This is a genomic window from Chryseobacterium edaphi, assembly GCF_025628985.1.
Taxonomy (GTDB): domain Bacteria; phylum Bacteroidota; class Bacteroidia; order Flavobacteriales; family Weeksellaceae; genus Chryseobacterium; species Chryseobacterium edaphi.
This window is the reverse complement of the sequence record NZ_JAOTEM010000002.1, coordinates 242,149-258,115: the sequence shown is the minus strand read 5'-3', so window position 1 is coordinate 258,115 and position 15,967 is coordinate 242,149. Positions and strand designations below refer to the sequence as shown.

Here is a 15,967-nt window from a genome sequence, read left to right as displayed (position 1 = left end):
ATGGTGACAGTTTTCTTCTCAAAAAAAATTAAATTTGAGAAACATTAAAAAATAACACCATGTCCGACTTTAACGAATTTGACCAACAAGGTTTTGCCCCAGATCGAAATACAGGATCGATCATCTCTCATGCTTTTGAAATGTATAAAGGAGTGATTCTCTACGGAGTTGTCGCTATGATTATCTATCTGCTTGCAGATTTTTTACTACAGTCGATTACAGGATTTAATTCCTGGAGCGGATTTGGTGACTACAGAGATTTTGACGGTGATTATTCCGAATATTACAGAGGTTATTGGAATAAACCGGGATTGTCACTTTATTATTCTTTTTCCAGCGTTGTAGGAATTTTACTTTCACCATTATATGTTGGTTTAATCTACATTGCGAATAAATTTAACACAAAAGTTCCGGTTGAGTTTTCTGATCTTTTCATAGGTTACCGTCAGAATCTAGGGAATATTCTTCTTTATAGTTTGATCACCAATATCATTCTGTGGATTTCTTTTATAATGTGTGTTATACCTGTTTTCTTTGTTTATCCATTGTTTTTGATAGGATATCCTATTTTATTATTCGAAAATTTATCTGCGGTTGAAGCACTGAGCAAAACCTTCAATATTGCTAAAGAAAACTACGGTGTATTTTTAGGAGTTGCCATTTTAGGAGGACTTATTAGTATTGCAGGAATCTTTTTGTGTTGTATTGGTATAATTTTTAGTGCACCCTTTATTATGATAGTAATGTATTCTACTTACTGTGCCTATTTAGGTAAACCAAGACAAATAACTTATAAATAATGTCACATCACGAAAAACAAATTAGCAGTGTTGTTATCAAGCAGGTTGCGTTGCTTGCAATTATTCTGATTTTAGCAGTGTTAATCTGTTTTAATCTAGCTTTATTTATCCCTTCGGTACTTGGAGCAATTACAATCTATGTAGTTTGTAGGAAATACAATTTTTATCTTCAGGAAGAAAAAAAATGGAAACCTTGGGCTTCATCTTTATTTTTGATGTTTGCCAGTCTTGTAATTATCATTTTACCATTGTATTTCATTGGCGATCTTCTTATTGAAAAATTAGGGAATGCTAAAGTCTATATGGAAAAATTTAATGTGTTTATCGAAAAAATTCACACATTTGTTTATGACAAGACAAAATTTGATCTTCTGAGTAAAGAAAATATGACGAAGCTTAAAAACTTCGCTGGTCAATTTTCTACAACTGCTTTGAGTGGTACATTTAACACATTAACTGTCGTAATGTCGATGTATTTCATTCTTTATTTTATGTTTGAAAAGCCTCGTCTTTTTGAAAGAATACTTGCATCTGCCGCTCCTTTGAAAAGGTCAAATGTTTCTATGATCGGAGAAAAGATGCGCAAACTTATCATGGCCAACGCTATTGGTATTCCGGTTGTTGCTTTGGGGCAGGGTATTGTTGCTCTTATAGGATATTTCATTTTTGGTGCACCAAGCCCGATTTTACTATTCGCTTTGACTGCAGTAGCATCGATGATACCGATTGTGGGCGCTGCAATTATTTATGCTCCTATTTGTATATTTATGATTGCTGAGGGACAAACAGGACCAGGTATTGGTTTGGGTATCTACTGCCTTATTGTGGTAGGACTTACAGATAATTTACTTCGATTTACTTTACTGAAAAAACTTGAAGATATTCACCCTTTAAATACCGTTTTTGGAATTATAATGGGAATGAATCTATTCGGATTTATGGGATTGGTTTTTGGACCGATTTTCATATCTCTTACCCTTCTTTTGATTCAGGTATATAGAAATGAATTTTCAGAAGACGATATACCTGAACTTGAGCTTTCCACTAAAGATAAAAATGAGGAATTGGAAAATAAAATTGATCTAATAGTTTAAAAAATGGAGCAGGGAATAAATCCGGAAATACTGAAGGAGATCTGTGTAGAAAAAATGCCTTTCGGAAAATATCAGAACACGATTTTGGCTGATTTACCCATAAGTTATCTCGAATGGTTTCACAGACAGGGAATGCCAAAAGGGAAACTGGGAATGCAGCTTTCAACAGTTTACGAAATAAAACTAAATGGTCTCATGGATTTACTGACTCCGCTTCGTGGAGGAAAGGTTGATTATCAGAAACCTAAAACAAAAGTTTATAAATTTTAAATCTTTAATTGAAATAATTTCGGCGGCACCTTTGGTGCCGCCGAAATTTTGATATTTATCAAATTATCCTTTCAAAGCAGCAATCTCATCTCTTAATTGCGCAGCTTTTATAAAATCTAAATTTTTCGCTGCACCTTCCATTTCCTTTTGCTTTTGCGAAATAAGTTTTTCAACGTCTTCCGTAGCATAGGTTGCTTTTACATCAGCAACTTTTTGCAAAATTTGTTTCTGTGTATATTTTTCGTCCGGGAAATCTTTACTTCTTCCCACAAGATTTTCAGAAATCTTCTTATTTAACGCCATTGGAACTTTACCATGTTCTGTATTATATGCAATTTGTTTTTCACGACGATATTCAGTTTCATCAAGCGTTGCCTGCATGGATTTTGTGATTTTATCGGCGTATAAAATTGCTCTTCCGTTAAGGTTTCTTGCAGCACGACCGACTGTCTGAATCATTGATCTTCTGCTTCTTAGCATTCCTTCTTTGTCGGCGTCGAGAATTGCTACCAAAGAAACTTCAGGTAAATCTAAACCTTCTCTTAGCAAATTGACACCGATTAATACATCAAAAATTCCGAGACGAAGATCCTGCATAATCTGAATTCGTTCTAAAGTTTCAACATCAGAATGAATGTATCTTGTTCTGATCCCAAATTTTGTGAAATATTTGGTCAGTTCTTCTGCCATTTTCTTGGTTAAAGTTGTTACCAAAACTCTTTCGTCGATTTCAGCACGTTTTCGGATTTCTTCCATCAAATCATCGATTTGATTTAAAGAAGGACGAATTTCTATAATCGGATCTAAAAGTCCGGTCGGACGGATGATTTGCTCGATATATTCTCCGCCTGTTTTTTCCAATTCATAATCTGCCGGAGTTGCAGAAACATAAATTACCTGATTCTGGATGGCTTCAAACTCTTCAAATTTTAAAGGTCGGTTATCCATTGCAGCTGGAAGCCGGAATCCGTATTCCACCAAAGCTTCTTTACGGCTTCGGTCACCACCGTACATGGCATGAACCTGTGGAACGGTAACGTGACTTTCATCAATCACCATCAGATAATCTTTCGGGAAATAATCTAAAAGGCAGAAAGGCCGTGATCCAGGCAATCTACCATCGAGATAACGCGAATAGTTTTCAATTCCTGAGCAATACCCTAATTCTTTGATCATTTCAAGATCGAGCTCTGTTCTTTCCTGAAGTCTTTTTGATTCTAAAGGTTTGCCGATTTCAGAGAAAAAGTCAACCTGTTTGACCATGTCATCCTGAATATTTCTGATGGCTCCATTCAAAGTTTCTTTTGAAGTCACAAAAAGATTAGCAGGATAAATTTGAATCTGATCAAAATTTCCTGTAGTATTTCCGGAAACGGGATCAAAGCTCTGAATTTTTTCAATTTCATCTCCAAAAAACTGAATTCTCACTCCATTATCAGCATAAGCAGGAAAAATATCTACAACATCACCCTTTACACGAAATGTACCTCTCGAGAAGTCTGCCAATGTTCTAGAATATAATGCGTTAACTAAAGAATGTAAAAGTGAAGTTCTCGTTGTTTTCTCACCAATTTGCAATGAAATTAAAGACTTATGAAACTCAGCGGGGTTTCCTACACCATAAATACATGATACTGAGGCTACAATAAGTACATCTCTTCGTCCTGAAAGTAAACTTGCAATAGCTGAAAGACGAAGTTTTTCTACTTCTTCGTTGATGCTCAGATCTTTTTCAATATAAGTTCCTGAACTTGCGATGTAAGCTTCCGGTTGATAGTAGTCGTAATAACTTACAAAATATTCGACGGCATTTTCGGGGAAGAATTCTTTAAACTCCATGAAAAGCTGAGCCGCCAAAGTTTTATTGTGCGCTAAAACTAAAGTTGGTTTCTGTGTATTGTGAACAACATTGGCCACGGTAAACGTTTTCCCGGAACCTGTTACTCCCAGTAAAGTCTGATATTTTTCACCGATTTCCAAACCTTCAGTTAATCTTTCGATGGCTGTAGGTTGGTCTCCGGTTGGTTTATATTCTGATTGAAGCGTAAATTTCATACATCAAATTTATGAAATAAAAAAGTGCTGAGAAGAGGAGTGGAATCATAAATGTTATTTTCATTTATAAAATAATATTTTATTCTTTTAAAGATTTAGTTTTTAAAAATAAAAACCGCAAAGCAGTAAACTTTGCGGTCAGATTTTGCATCGCTAAGCGATTTTTTATAATTTATTGTGTTTTTTTTGCGGATTCAAATGTCATTGTTAGGGGTAAACTGAATGTTGTTTTTACAGGTTTTCCGTTGTCTGTTGCAGGTTTCCATTTTGTATTGGCAACTACTGATTTTACTGCACGTTCCGATTCGTTATTAAATATTTTGCTATCTCCTGTTGCTATAACTTTATCAATGTTTCCATTTACATCAATTACAATGTATACTGCTGACTTTACAGTTCCTTCGTCACCTTTGAAAACAGAGCCGTTAAAATTTTGGGCTACTTTGCTTCTCAATACATTCATACCTTCTGGAAATGATGCTTGTACAAAATTTGCTGATGGAGGATGTGGAGCCGGAATAGAAAGATCCTTATCCTTAGTAGAGTTCCGTTTTAATACTTTTGCATTGTTAGTTTTTCTTGGTGTGATTGTATCGTTAATTAGTGATTTTCTACTAATTGGAGGAGTTATATCAGAACTTATGAAAGCCATGACCGGATTTTTTTCTTCAACGTATTTTTTAAAATAAGAATTGGTCATTAAAGTTACATTGAACGGCTTATCGCTGCTACTGTTGACAGAAGAATATGAAAAATCTGAACTTTTAAATTTTTTAAGTTCTGAATTATTGACAATTTTACCATCAATTACTACGAGATAATCTTGAAGATTTGAAAAATCGTTAATCTGTTTTTCTGTAGGAACAACTTTTTTGTAGTCGGATAAGTTTAGAAACAATATAGGTTGCTCGTTCTGTTGTTGATCAGTCAGTTTTCCATAAAGATCAGCAAGTTTCAGTCTTTCTTCATCAGAAATCCTCTTTTCGAATTCAGCATATTGTTTCTTTGCAAGTAATTCTGAATATTTAGATAAGATCTTTTTAAATTCAGTATACGGATCATCGGAAATAGTATTGCTTTTTATCAAATTTTCTGTGCTTTCATTTGCGTAAACTCTCTCTGCAAAAAGCACCGCCAAAACCGCAAATATGGGAATTGCCAGATATTTTTTTGCCTCCGCAAATTTCGAATTTCTTTTAGTCATCATAATAAATCTTTTTTTAGTGTTATTGAAATTAAATCGGTGTGTTAATGGTAAATTCTGTTGTTTCAGAACTTCATTGAGAATGAGCTCCTGATAATTTTTAATATTTTCTTTTTGACTAATTACTTCTTCATCAGCCAAAAATTCGTGATTGGTAATCATTGCATTTTTATAGAAATAAATGAATGGATTAAACCACGAAAAAGCCTTTACAACTTCGATAAGTAATACATCGAATGAATGTTTTTGTTTTACATGAATTTCCTCATGAAGAAATATTCTTTCGTCAATTTTTTGATCCTTAAAATACTTTTCAGAAAGATAAATGGTACTCAAAAAACTAAAAGGTGCAATCTCTTTTTTAAGCAAAATGACATTTCGGTTCTGATAAATGATTTTCTTACCTTTCAATCTTTTAATTTTTATAATGGAATAAAGCACTTTCAAAATCAGTATTCCCGAAATGATAAAATAAGCAATCCATAAAAACTGAATGTAATCAAAAGTTTCTGACTGAGTGACAGTCGGATTCTGTAAAACCTGCTGCGGAATATCCTGCTCAATAATAATTGTTGACTTTTTATCTTCAATCTGTCTCGTTTCAATCGTTGCAAAAGGGATTGAATATGAGAAAACTAACCCTAATAAAAGATAAAACCGATTAAAGATAAATGTCTTCTCTTTTGCCAGAAATAAATAGTAGAGACCAAGTATAATTCCTGAGCAAAGAATTATTTTTAAAATGATCGTTTCCATGATTATTCTTTTATTTCTTTGTCGATAATTTCACGAAGTTCTTTCAACTGCTTTTGACTCAATTTAGTATTTGATGTAAAAAATGATGCAAATTGAGTTACTGAACTGTTGAAAAAACGGTCAATCATTGAAGTCATTTCCTCTTTAAAATATTCGCTTTTCGCAACTTTAGGAAAATATTCTCGTGAATTTCCATACAATGTATAACCTACCAAATCTTTATTCTGCATTCTCTTCAACAGAGTTGCAACAGTTGTAGATGCAGGTTTTGGTTCCGGGTAAGATTCCAGAATTTCTTTCATGAAAAGTTTCTCTTTTTCCCAAAGCATTTCCATAATCACTTCTTCAGAATCTGTAAGTTTTATTTCTTTCATGTTCTACGTGTTTATATTGTGTTCTACAAATGTAGAATAAAAATTTAATTTAGCAATTTTTTTGTGGCATTATTTTTACATCTATCTCGTAACCACTTAAATATTAGTTATGAATAAATTACTCTTACCCATTTTATTAGTCTCGACGACAATGATAGTGTCTTGTCAGGGAAAAGGAAAACCCAGCGAGCCATCTGCAACACAAGAAAAAGCAAACACTAACTACAAACCGGCTTTTGAAGGACAAACCCGAATCAAAGCGGTAAAAACAACTACACCTTACAACGTTGAAGTTTTAAATAAAGACTTAGGAAAACCTTGGGGAATCATCAATTTACCGGACGGAAAATTTTTGATCACGGAAAAATCAGGTTTCATTAATTTGGTTTCTGCGGACGGAAAACAGATTTCTAAAATTGAAGGATTTCCAAAAGTTGATGATAAAGGACAGGGAGGAATGCTCGATGTAGCTTTAGATCCTGATTTTAAAACGAATCAAATGATTTATTTTAGTTTTTCCGAACCATTCGGTGACGGAAATCTTACTTCAGTTGGTAAAGGAAAACTGTCTGCCGATATGAAAAAGATCGAAAATGTACAGGTGATTTTCCGTGCGACACCTTCTTACGATGGTGACAAACATTATGGAAGTCGTCTTGCTTTTGATAAGGACGGAAGTTTGTTTGTAAGTACGGGTGAAAGATCAGATAAACAGACCAGAGTTTATGCCCAGAAAACGGATAATTATTTAGGTAAAATTTTAAAAATTACCAAAGACGGAAAACCTGCTTCCGGAAATCCATTCATTGGAAAAGAGGGTTACAAACCTGAAATTTATGCTTTCGGAATCAGAAGTCCTCAAGGTTTGGCTTTAGATCAGAAAGGACAGCTTTGGGATATCGAAATGGGACCAAGAGGCGGAGACGAAATTAATCTCATTCAACCCGGAAAAAATTATGGATGGGGTGATGTGACTTATGGAATTGAATATTCCGGAGAAAAAATCAACAACGGAACGACACAGAAAGAAGGAACTGAACAACCTGTTTATTATTGGGATCCTGTAGTTTCACCAAGTGGAGTCACTTTTTATACCGGAAATATTGAAGAATGGAAAAACAATTTGTTCATTGCCTGTCTAAGCGGACAACACATTAACAGAATCGTGATGAAAGATAATAAAGTAGTCGGCGAAGAACGATTGCTTTTAGACCAAAAAGAAAGATTCAGAGATGTTCTGAACGGTTCGGACGGAAATCTATACGGAATTACCGACAGTGGAAAACTATACAAGATTTCAAAGAAATAAAAAACAAAAATGCCTGAAAATCTTCAGGCATTTTATTTTAAAAACTTTTAATAATTCTATTTAAACCCTCTTCCAAAATTTCTCTGGAAGTAGAAAAGCAGATTCTGATGTGACCTTCTGCTCCTTTTCCAAACCAACGTTCAGAACCGGGAACAATGGCCACTTTTCCTTGCTGTAAAACGTGTTGAGCAAACTGGTCGCTCGACATTCCGTTTTCAATTTTAGGGAAAATAACAAATGTCGCCTCCGGAAGATTTGGCGTTAAAATTCCTGAATTGCTCAAGATGCTGTGAGCCAAATCTCTGTTGTGCTGCAAATGTGTTAGAAAATCATTAAACCAAGGTTTTGCCCTGTCGATTGCCACGCTTCCTGCAATTTGTGACAAAGTAGAAACGCCCTCAATGGTAGAATTGAAGTGCGATTTTTCTGTGAAATCATCCAGCAATTCCTGATCGTTGCACAGAACCGCGCCTATTCGTAAACCTGCAATTCCAAATGATTTTGAAAATCCGAATACGGTAAAACTTTTCTTTTTCGCTTCTTCTGAAACAGATGAATAGGTATTGAATTCTCTTTTATCGTAAACAATATCGCTCCATATTTCATCACTCATCACCCAAAGATCATGAGCTGCTGCAATCTCAGAAATTTTCTTTAAAATTTCTTTCGAGTAAACTCTTCCAACCGGATTATGAGGGTTGCAAATGCTGATCAGTTTAGTTTTAGGACCGATCAGTGAAACCAACATGTCAAAATCAATATCTCCGGTTTGAGAATCGACTGGACATAGTTTCAAAACTCCGCCAACTGCATCGACAGTTTTTTTAAATAAAAAGTCAACCGGATCAAAGATGATCGCTTCGTCGCCGGGATTTAGAACGTATTTGGCAACCATAAACATTCCCATCGCGGCACTGTTTACTGCCAATACATTTTCGGGAGTGAAATTTCCGTTTTTCCCTGTATTGAAATGTTCTGAAACGCTTTTTTTAAACTCAGGCAAGCCGGAAAATGGTCCGTAACTCAAATATCCGTCTTTAATATATTCAATAATGCCTTGCTCGATCTCGGTAGACATTCTGAAATCCGGATCAGCAGCAGTTAGAGGAATGATTCCGTTTTCTAAAGTTGCCCATCTTCCGTTGTAGGCCTTTTTTTTGAGAGCCTCAAAATTTATATCAGTATTATTAAACATATTATTTGTAAGAAATTGGTAAAGAGTCTTTTGGTTGTTCGCTAACAGGCAATAAAAACTGCTCAAGCAGTATTCTGCCGTTTTTGATGTGTATTTCTATTTCAGGTTTTCTTTCCTGCTCGTATTTTTCAAAGGTTTCCTGCAAGTCATTATTTTCCAGCAACAACTGTGTCAAAATATAAGAATCTTTCAAAGCTGAAGTTACACCCTGACTTGTAAAAGGAATCAGAGGATGTGCTGCGTCACCTAAAAATGCTATATTTTCGTGATGAAAAGGGTTTAGTTTTTCCAATTCGTATACTCGCCAAATATGCGCATTTTCATAGCTTGATTCTTTTACAATCGATGTAACCAGAGGATTCCAGTTTCCGAAATTATTCAGCATAAATTGCTTGATTTCTTCCGGCGTATCGTTTTCGTTGATGGTGTATTTGAAAGTATCAAACTGGCAATACCACAAAATCTTGGTTGGAGACAATTTTAAAACTCCGAAAGTCAATCCGCCGTCTTCATGGTGAAATTTATGAAAATTACCTTCAATCTGACTTGCAATTTCTTCGTTTTCAATGATGTTGACGACTTCATTTTCTCTCACTGCTTTCATCACTTCATCCTGAAAAATCGCTCTTCTGATTCTGCTTCGTGAACCATCTGATGCAATCACAACATCAGCTTGCAGTTTTGTATTGTCTTCAAATTCAAGTTCGGCTTTACCATCTGAAAAACCTGTCAGATTAAGCGTATTTCTGTAAGAAATTTTATCTGCAGGAATATTTTTGCTTAAAACTTCAATCAAAGTGCTTCTTGAAATCACAAAAACATTATCCAGATCTTTTTCTGAAAGAATATTCCCGTTGTGACAGTAATGAATGTATTTTTTCAGGAAGCTTCCTTTGGTATAGAGATCATCGATGTCAATAATTTCCGAAAGGTATTCAATTCCTTCTTTGGGCAGGATAAATCCGTGACCCTTCAAGTCGTCTTTAGTACGCCTTTCGTAAAGATGATAATCGATATTATTTTTTTCTAAATAATTGGCCATGCTCAATCCTGAAACGCCGGCTCCTACAATTGCAACTTTGCTCATTTTAATTAGAATTTGAATTTAAAATCCAAAGATCACCATTTTTGATTTCTTTTCGCTCTAATTTCTTTTCGGTGTTTAGATTTAATAAAAACTCCTGAGATTTTTCGAAAGAGATATTAGAAAGCACGGCAAATTCCTGAGTGGTAAGTGTTGGATAAACCGCAAACAAATTTTGCCAATCAGTAGAATATTCGTTCTTCTTGGTTTCACGGTCAATCTTTTTAACTCTTTTCTCAAACTCTTCGTAAGGTTTAAAACCATAAAGAACATCCAGCATTTCGTCATCTTTCACAAAAATCAAAGTAGGAAATCCTCTTACGCCCAGTTGTTTCCCTAAATCAAGATCTTTTTTGAACTCAATCTGCGCTTTAGATTCGTAATCATCTTTCCATTGTGCAACATCTAATTTTGCTAAAGCTGCAGCTTTCTCCAGATGTTCATCTTTTGTGATATTTAATTTATCCAAGAAAACCATTTCACGAAGAATTCTTAGAAATACATTTGCTTTCTTTTGATTCTGCATCTGTGCAGCTTTGAACGCTATTGATGGTGGATATGATGAGTTCAATGGATCTTCAAGCCAGACTCCGCCGTCGATTGGCATTTTATAATGAGGACTTACTTCTTCCCAATGTCCTGCAACATCGCTCGGTTTGCTGATTCCGCCTGAATTGTAGATATCCCACGAAGGCAAAAGTCCGCCCATTCTGTAGTCGATTTCTACGGCTTCACCATATTCTAATTTAAATTTTCTGAGTTGAGCTTCAATTCCCCAACAAGATGAGCAGATTGGATCTGTATAATAAATGATTTTTATTTTATCAGATTTTGCTGTCGTAAATTCAGCAGCAGAAGATTCGTCAGCGGGTGTTTCCAGAATTTCGCACACACCTTTTTCGTAGTCACAATTGAGAAGAGGATTATTATTCATAGTATTAAAATGATTAGCATTAAAAAAATTGAGAAGTATAGACAGAACTGTCATGAGAGCTGTATCCATCGTAAAATATATTTTGATTTAACATAATATTAATGAGAGAAATGATAGGAAATCAAATCTACTGATATTAAATCAAATCTACTCCGGAGCTTTAAATACGTTGTCGTCTGAGTGGAAACCTGCCACACCGCCACTTACCGCAAATTTCATTGCCGTGGCTGCTGTCATTCCGACTACAGGTTTGATGTTTTTTTCTGCGGTTACAATGACCCAACCCGAAATTGCGTAAGAATGCGGAAGATAAACCGCAACAAAATCATGCTTGTGCACATCTGACATGTCTTTTTGTGTCAAGAACCCAATCCTCCAGATTTCAGGGTTTTCATTGGTTTTAACCCAAACCGGATCACTGAATTTTTTCTTGTCACCCACGAATGAAGACATCACATCTTTTGTAGGCGAATAGATATGTTTGATACCGGGAGTTCGTTCTAAAATCCGGTCTATGGCATCGACAAAAAATCGACCGACCACAAATTTGTTTCCCAAATATCCTAATAATGCGGTAACGAGAATCGTAGAAACAAAAACCAATCCCGGAATTTGTTTGGCGACAGAAGGAATGATATTGTCAACAGATGAAATCACATACCAAATCACAAAAATCGTCAACCCGATCGGCCCAATGATTAATAATCCCTGAAAGAAGTTTTTCAGGAAAAAATTTGTGATATTTTCAAAAGTAAGTTTTTTCAAGAGGATTTTTTAGCCGTGTATAGTTTCTTTGTTACCGTAAGATTTGATGATTTTGGCTTCATATTCCAGCCATTCTTCCCATCGTTTGTTCACTTGATCAGGGTCACCCAATTCTCTTGCGAAGCCGATGAATGTTGTGTAATGATTGGCTTCGGAAATCATCAGTTCCTTATAGAATACTTTTAGTTCCTCGTCCTTTATATTTTCTGTTAAAACTTTAAATCTTTCACAGCTTCTTGCTTCAATCATCGCTGCAAAAAGCATTTTGTCAACAATCATTGTATCTCTGTGACCGCCTTTCTGAATGAAATTGACTAATTCGTTGACGTAGTCGTCTTTTCTTGTTCGTCCAAAAGTATAACCGCGTTTCTTAATGATTTCCAGAACCTGCCCAAAATGTTCAAGCTCTTCCTGAGCAATTGCCAAAAGTTCCGTCACAATGTCCGGACGTTCCGGAAGCATGGTGATCAATCCGATCGCGTTTGTTGCAGCTTTTTGTTCGCACCACGCATGATCGGTTAAAATTTCCTGAATGTTATCCTCTGCAATATTTGCCCACCTTGGATCGGTGGGAAGTTTCAACTTAAACATGATTTTTATTTTTTATCTAAAAGACTTTTTAATAAAGCGATTTGTTCGTCTTTTTCCTTGATTCTGATTTCGTATTGCTCTATAACTTTTTCTGAAAGATATTGATTCACGATATAACCTGCATTGTTAGAATACTCGCCATTATTATTGTTTATTACAGTCATTCCTTCAGGTAACAAATCATTTAATGTTTTATCATAAATTTTAGCAATCTTGTCTAAAATGAAAATGTCTGGAAAACTTTTATCATTTTCGAACCTTCTGTAAGTTGATTCCGAAATTTCTAATTTTTCGGCAACCTCTATGGTAGAAAACCCTTTTTCTATTCTCATTCCTTTTAATTTTTGACCTATTTTCATCTTGCTATATGTTTTAACAAAGGTATTTAAAATTTTATTAAACTCATCAAAACTACGATTTTCAAAAATGACTAAAAATTTTCAAATTTTGATTAATCTTTTGTCAGTTTTGATTGGTAAAAAAGTAAATCACTATTCTATTTTTGTAAAATGTTATCGCGAAAACATAAAAGTGTAAAAAAAATTAATTAAAAAACATTTAACAATTAAAAAATTATGAAAAATTTATTTAAATTCGTATGTATTATTGCATTCTTGACAGGAGGTTTGTATTTTGGACAAACCCAGAGTGAGAAAAAACCTGTAATAAAAGTAAAATATTGTAAAAAATTTCATGTTTCGGTAGGGATTGGGATTGTGACTGTTGATACAGATGTAGTTGGCTGCTTAGTTACAGTCGATGGATTTCCTATTATGTTGTGGGGTAGAAATGCTAACAATGATAATCAAAACGAAGAGAAAGTAGAATATTTATATGTTGAAGAAGGAGAGTTGATGAAAGAACTAAATGTTAAAGATCCTAAAGATCTAGAAAACATGAGGATCATTAAAAGTGGAATTTGGGATTATGAAGGTGAAAAATATGTACTTGATACAAATTCTAAGAGTGAAGTTTTGGAATTCGAAGGGGTTAAATACTATGCTTTTCACTTACAAAAAGTGGAGTAAAATCTTTTTAAAAATTTGACAAGCTATATCATGAAAAAATTAATTTATCTGTTATTACTTATTATTTCAATTGTTTTAATTGGAGTTGCAGTATTCAAGTTAAAAATAGCAAAAAATACTACGATCACATTTAATAATGAAAACTTAAAAATAGAAGATTCACCCTTTTACAAGAAATATTATAATTCTAGAAATATTGTAGTGGTTAATATTTGGGCAACTTGGTGTGAACCATGTATTGACGAAATTCCTGAGTTGAATAAAGTGAAAAAAGAATATAATAGAGATGGATTAGATTTTATTTCTTTTTCGATTGATAATACAAGTGATATTGAAAAAGTAAAACAATTTGTAGCCTCTAAAAAATTCGAATGGAACGATATAACAATTCAGAATCTTAAATATAAAAAGCATTTGGAAAATATGTTTTATAACAAATCTTCAAATTCTAATATTATTCAGGTCACATCGTTTGAAATTCCACGAACTTTAATTTTTAGAGATAAAAAATTAATCAAAGAATATAATGGGTTAATTAACTATCATGATATTTGTGATTTTTTAAATAGAGAATTACAAAAGAATTAGGATTTTTTACTAAAAATGAGAATCAAAACTTTTATTCTATTTCTTATTTTATTATTCAACTTAAATTTAAAATCTCAAACCACAATGTCAGGTTTAGACAGAGGTTTAGCAATTGGTAATATTCTGGTACAAGGTTATATGGCTTTCAAAGGAAACGGAACAAAATCCGTTGATCCCAATGCAAAAACTGTTGAGAGCTTTTGTTTCGAAAACAAAATGGACGAAAAAATTACCATAAAGCTAAACGGGAAAATAGAAGATGAAGAAGTAAAAAAAGAATTCGTCATCCAAAAAGACGAAAAAGAGTGTACGTATAATTTACCTAAAGGAATCTACACTTACGAAGTTTTACTTTCAAGTAAAGATGTATATCAAAAAGGTGAATACAAAGTTTTAGAAGAAACTTTAATGACGATAAATCATTAATAGACTGAACCGTTTTACTCCTGTAAAGCGGTTTTTTATTTGTAAAGTATAGCTAATTATAAATTATTTTCATTTTATAAAAATCTGTGGCACAAAGTTGGATTACTATATAGCAACATTAAAATCTTAAATCATGAATACATTAATTACAAAAAATTTACAGAAGTTTGCATTTACAATTCTTTCCTTATTTTTCAGTGTGATTGCATTTGCTCAAGACACAGCGTCTAATTCAAATGTAAGTACATCTACAACAACCACAACAACAGAAGAGTGGTACATGAACCCAACTTATCTTATTATCGGAGGAGTCGTTCTGGTTATAGTAATCGCATTGCTTGTGCGAGGTGGAGGAAGAGGAACGAGAGATTAAATTTAAAGTTAAAATATTGCCGCTCAGTAAATTACTGAGCGGTTTTTTTACGCAAAAATTCCAGAATTTTCCATCCGAAAGCATCAAACTTCTTTAAACCCGAAGCAATGATGAATGCTAAAAGCACATTGATGATATAAATAATAACCATTAAAATCCACCAAGGCATTAATTCTTTCATAGGAACGACCAGAAAATAAACTAAAGACGAACTGATTCCCTGTCCGAAATAAAAGAATATGGCATTCTTCCCGATGTAGGTAACAAAACTTTCTTTGGTGATTTTTAATCTGTTGTAAAAAACGAATAATGTTGTCAGAGAAAATAATGACCAAATAATATAAGGTGTTTGTGGCGGGAATTTTTGTTTATTGATTTTAGAAAATATTTCGTTTCCATAATACCAGAACATCCACGCTAAAGCAGCTGCAACCAATCCGTAAAGAACAGGAATGATTTTTGTCGGGATTTTTTTGCCACGCATTCTGTTTCCAATAAGGAAAACAGTCATATAAAATGCGACATATCCTACTTGTCCGCTTGGATACATTTCAGGGAAAATATTGAATATCAAAGTTAACGCAACACAAATTCCGATAAACCAATTGACATGTTTTGGGAAAAATCTTAAAAGTAATACACCAAAAACGGTTAGAATAAAATAAACTTTCAGATACCAAAAACTCCCCATCACAACCGGAAACGTGTCTGCATTTGAATATTCATGAAGATACCAATTACCTAAGTTTTGCCATTGTGGTGCTGTTGAAATGCTTGTTGCCGCATATTTTGATCCGAAAGTAGAGTAGAAGCTTTGCAGCCATTCTAAAGAGAAAAAAGTAAGCCCGAAAATCTTAAAGAAATAATCTAAGAAGAACAACAGTGTTACAAAAATCATATACGTGATCTGAAGTTTCAGTAATCTGTATAGCGTTTTTTCGATATTCGATCCTGAAGTAATTCCGCTTAAAGCATAAAACAAAGCGACATCAAAAACCAGAGAGAAAACTCTGATTTCAGGAATAATGTAAAACTGTCCCGACCAAAATGCGGTATGAATAAAAATAATGGAAAGTGTAGCTAAGCCTTTCGCAAAATCGATGTAGAGATCTCTGTTCATG

General features: G+C 34.0%; 18 protein-coding genes. 8 read left to right on the top strand and 10 right to left on the bottom strand.

The window, feature by feature from the left end:
- Positions 1-59 precede the first annotated feature (59 nt).
- Genes NZ698_RS09305 through NZ698_RS09295 form a run of 3 tightly spaced genes read left to right on the top strand, consistent with a single transcriptional unit; the run spans position 60 to position 2,164 of the window.
- The gene (locus NZ698_RS09305) at positions 60-800 is read left to right on the top strand and encodes a beta-carotene 15,15'-monooxygenase (RefSeq protein WP_263002837.1); all 741 of its coding nucleotides are present in this window, start codon (positions 60-62) and stop codon (positions 798-800) included.
- The gene (locus tag NZ698_RS09300; RefSeq protein ID WP_263002836.1) at positions 800-1,894 is read left to right on the top strand and encodes an AI-2E family transporter; all 1,095 of its coding nucleotides are present in this window, start codon (positions 800-802) and stop codon (positions 1,892-1,894) included. Before NZ698_RS09305 ends, NZ698_RS09300 begins: the two co-directional genes overlap by 1 nt.
- A 15-nt stretch (positions 1,895-1,909) precedes the next feature.
- Positions 1,910-2,164 (top strand): DUF3820 family protein, encoded by a 255-nt coding sequence (locus NZ698_RS09295; protein WP_263003404.1) that lies wholly within the window; start codon positions 1,910-1,912, stop codon positions 2,162-2,164.
- 63 nt (positions 2,165-2,227) lie between these two features.
- On the opposite strand, the gene uvrB is transcribed toward NZ698_RS09295, so the two are convergent.
- The 3 genes from uvrB to NZ698_RS09280 form a co-directional block, all read right to left on the bottom strand.
- Positions 2,228-4,219 carry an excinuclease ABC subunit UvrB gene (gene uvrB / locus NZ698_RS09290; protein ID WP_263002835.1) on the bottom strand — a complete coding sequence of 664 codons (1,992 nt, stop codon included), beginning with the start codon at positions 4,217-4,219 and terminating at the stop codon, positions 2,228-2,230.
- Positions 4,220-4,391: 172 nt separating this feature from the next.
- Positions 4,392-6,179, bottom strand: coding sequence for a M56 family metallopeptidase (locus NZ698_RS09285; protein WP_263002834.1), 1,788 nt, complete (start codon positions 6,177-6,179; stop codon positions 4,392-4,394).
- Positions 6,180-6,181: 2 nt separating this feature from the next.
- Positions 6,182-6,553 (bottom strand): BlaI/MecI/CopY family transcriptional regulator, encoded by a 372-nt coding sequence (locus NZ698_RS09280; protein ID WP_263002833.1) that lies wholly within the window; start codon positions 6,551-6,553, stop codon positions 6,182-6,184.
- Positions 6,554-6,662: 109 nt separating this feature from the next.
- Between NZ698_RS09280 and NZ698_RS09275 the strand changes: the two genes are divergently transcribed.
- Entirely contained in the window at positions 6,663-7,862 is a 1,200-nt protein-coding gene (locus NZ698_RS09275) for a PQQ-dependent sugar dehydrogenase (protein ID WP_263002832.1), read from the top strand.
- A gap of 37 nt (positions 7,863-7,899) precedes the next feature.
- Here NZ698_RS09275 and NZ698_RS09270 read toward each other — a convergent pair whose 3' ends face one another.
- The 6 genes from NZ698_RS09270 to NZ698_RS09245 form a co-directional block, all read right to left on the bottom strand.
- Positions 7,900-9,057: a pyridoxal phosphate-dependent aminotransferase gene (locus NZ698_RS09270; protein WP_263002831.1), complete on the bottom strand. Its 1,158-nt coding sequence runs from the start codon at positions 9,055-9,057 to the stop codon at positions 7,900-7,902.
- 1 nt (position 9,058) lies between these two features.
- Complete coding sequence (locus NZ698_RS09265; RefSeq protein WP_263002830.1) at positions 9,059-10,144, bottom strand: FAD-dependent oxidoreductase; 1,086 nt, start codon at positions 10,142-10,144, stop codon at positions 9,059-9,061.
- A 1-nt stretch (position 10,145) separates the two neighbouring features.
- Entirely contained in the window at positions 10,146-11,144 is a 999-nt protein-coding gene (locus NZ698_RS09260; protein WP_263002829.1) for a DsbA family protein, read from the bottom strand.
- 78 nt (positions 11,145-11,222) lie between these two features.
- Entirely contained in the window at positions 11,223-11,840 is a 618-nt protein-coding gene (locus NZ698_RS09255) for a DUF502 domain-containing protein (protein ID WP_263002828.1), read from the bottom strand.
- A gap of 9 nt (positions 11,841-11,849) precedes the next feature.
- Positions 11,850-12,431, bottom strand: coding sequence for a MiaE family protein (locus tag NZ698_RS09250; RefSeq protein WP_129535636.1), 582 nt, complete (start codon positions 12,429-12,431; stop codon positions 11,850-11,852).
- Between the two features lie 5 nt (positions 12,432-12,436).
- Positions 12,437-12,790: a helix-turn-helix domain-containing protein gene (locus NZ698_RS09245; protein ID WP_263002827.1), complete on the bottom strand. Its 354-nt coding sequence runs from the start codon at positions 12,788-12,790 to the stop codon at positions 12,437-12,439.
- Positions 12,791-13,006: 216 nt separating this feature from the next.
- On the opposite strand from NZ698_RS09245, the gene NZ698_RS09240 reads away from it, so the two are divergent.
- From NZ698_RS09240 to NZ698_RS09225, 4 genes are all read left to right on the top strand, one after another.
- Positions 13,007-13,459: a hypothetical protein gene (locus tag NZ698_RS09240; protein ID WP_263002826.1), complete on the top strand. Its 453-nt coding sequence runs from the start codon at positions 13,007-13,009 to the stop codon at positions 13,457-13,459.
- Positions 13,460-13,489: 30 nt separating this feature from the next.
- Positions 13,490-14,047, top strand: a complete 558-nt coding sequence (locus NZ698_RS09235; RefSeq protein ID WP_263002825.1) for a TlpA family protein disulfide reductase — start codon at positions 13,490-13,492, stop codon at positions 14,045-14,047.
- A gap of 84 nt (positions 14,048-14,131) precedes the next feature.
- Entirely contained in the window at positions 14,132-14,473 is a 342-nt protein-coding gene (locus NZ698_RS09230) for a hypothetical protein (protein ID WP_263002824.1), read from the top strand.
- Positions 14,474-14,606: 133 nt separating this feature from the next.
- Complete coding sequence (locus NZ698_RS09225; RefSeq protein WP_263002823.1) at positions 14,607-14,846, top strand: hypothetical protein; 240 nt, start codon at positions 14,607-14,609, stop codon at positions 14,844-14,846.
- Between the two features lie 31 nt (positions 14,847-14,877).
- Here the strand turns inward: NZ698_RS09225 and NZ698_RS09220 are convergent, their stop codons facing one another.
- Positions 14,878-15,966 carry an acyltransferase family protein gene (locus tag NZ698_RS09220; protein ID WP_263002822.1) on the bottom strand — a complete coding sequence of 363 codons (1,089 nt, stop codon included), beginning with the start codon at positions 15,964-15,966 and terminating at the stop codon, positions 14,878-14,880.
- Position 15,967: the final 1 nt, after the last annotated feature.

What these genes read in the sequence shown, in the direction of transcription:
- NZ698_RS09300 (WP_263002836.1), top strand. Translation starts at nt 800, where the DNA reads ATGTCACATCACGAAAAACAAATTAGCAGTGTTGTTATCAAGCAGGTT.
- NZ698_RS09240 (WP_263002826.1), top strand. Translation starts at nt 13,007, where the DNA reads ATGAAAAATTTATTTAAATTCGTATGTATTATTGCATTCTTGACAGGA.
- NZ698_RS09285 (WP_263002834.1), bottom strand. Translation starts at nt 6,179, where the DNA reads ATGGAAACGATCATTTTAAAAATAATTCTTTGCTCAGGAATTATACTT.
- NZ698_RS09305 (WP_263002837.1), top strand. Translation starts at nt 60, where the DNA reads ATGTCCGACTTTAACGAATTTGACCAACAAGGTTTTGCCCCAGATCGA.
- uvrB (WP_263002835.1), bottom strand. Translation starts at nt 4,219, where the DNA reads ATGAAATTTACGCTTCAATCAGAATATAAACCAACCGGAGACCAACCT.
- NZ698_RS09275 (WP_263002832.1), top strand. Translation starts at nt 6,663, where the DNA reads ATGAATAAATTACTCTTACCCATTTTATTAGTCTCGACGACAATGATA.
- NZ698_RS09260 (WP_263002829.1), bottom strand. Translation starts at nt 11,144, where the DNA reads ATGGATACAGCTCTCATGACAGTTCTGTCTATACTTCTCAATTTTTTT.
- NZ698_RS09280 (WP_263002833.1), bottom strand. Translation starts at nt 6,553, where the DNA reads ATGAAAGAAATAAAACTTACAGATTCTGAAGAAGTGATTATGGAAATG.
- NZ698_RS09235 (WP_263002825.1), top strand. Translation starts at nt 13,490, where the DNA reads ATGAAAAAATTAATTTATCTGTTATTACTTATTATTTCAATTGTTTTA.
- NZ698_RS09265 (WP_263002830.1), bottom strand. Translation starts at nt 10,144, where the DNA reads ATGAGCAAAGTTGCAATTGTAGGAGCCGGCGTTTCAGGATTGAGCATG.
- NZ698_RS09230 (WP_263002824.1), top strand. Translation starts at nt 14,132, where the DNA reads ATGTCAGGTTTAGACAGAGGTTTAGCAATTGGTAATATTCTGGTACAA.
- NZ698_RS09220 (WP_263002822.1), bottom strand. Translation starts at nt 15,966, where the DNA reads ATGAACAGAGATCTCTACATCGATTTTGCGAAAGGCTTAGCTACACTT.
- NZ698_RS09250 (WP_129535636.1), bottom strand. Translation starts at nt 12,431, where the DNA reads ATGTTTAAGTTGAAACTTCCCACCGATCCAAGGTGGGCAAATATTGCA.
- NZ698_RS09245 (WP_263002827.1), bottom strand. Translation starts at nt 12,790, where the DNA reads ATGAAAATAGGTCAAAAATTAAAAGGAATGAGAATAGAAAAAGGGTTT.
- NZ698_RS09225 (WP_263002823.1), top strand. Translation starts at nt 14,607, where the DNA reads ATGAATACATTAATTACAAAAAATTTACAGAAGTTTGCATTTACAATT.
- NZ698_RS09270 (WP_263002831.1), bottom strand. Translation starts at nt 9,057, where the DNA reads ATGTTTAATAATACTGATATAAATTTTGAGGCTCTCAAAAAAAAGGCC.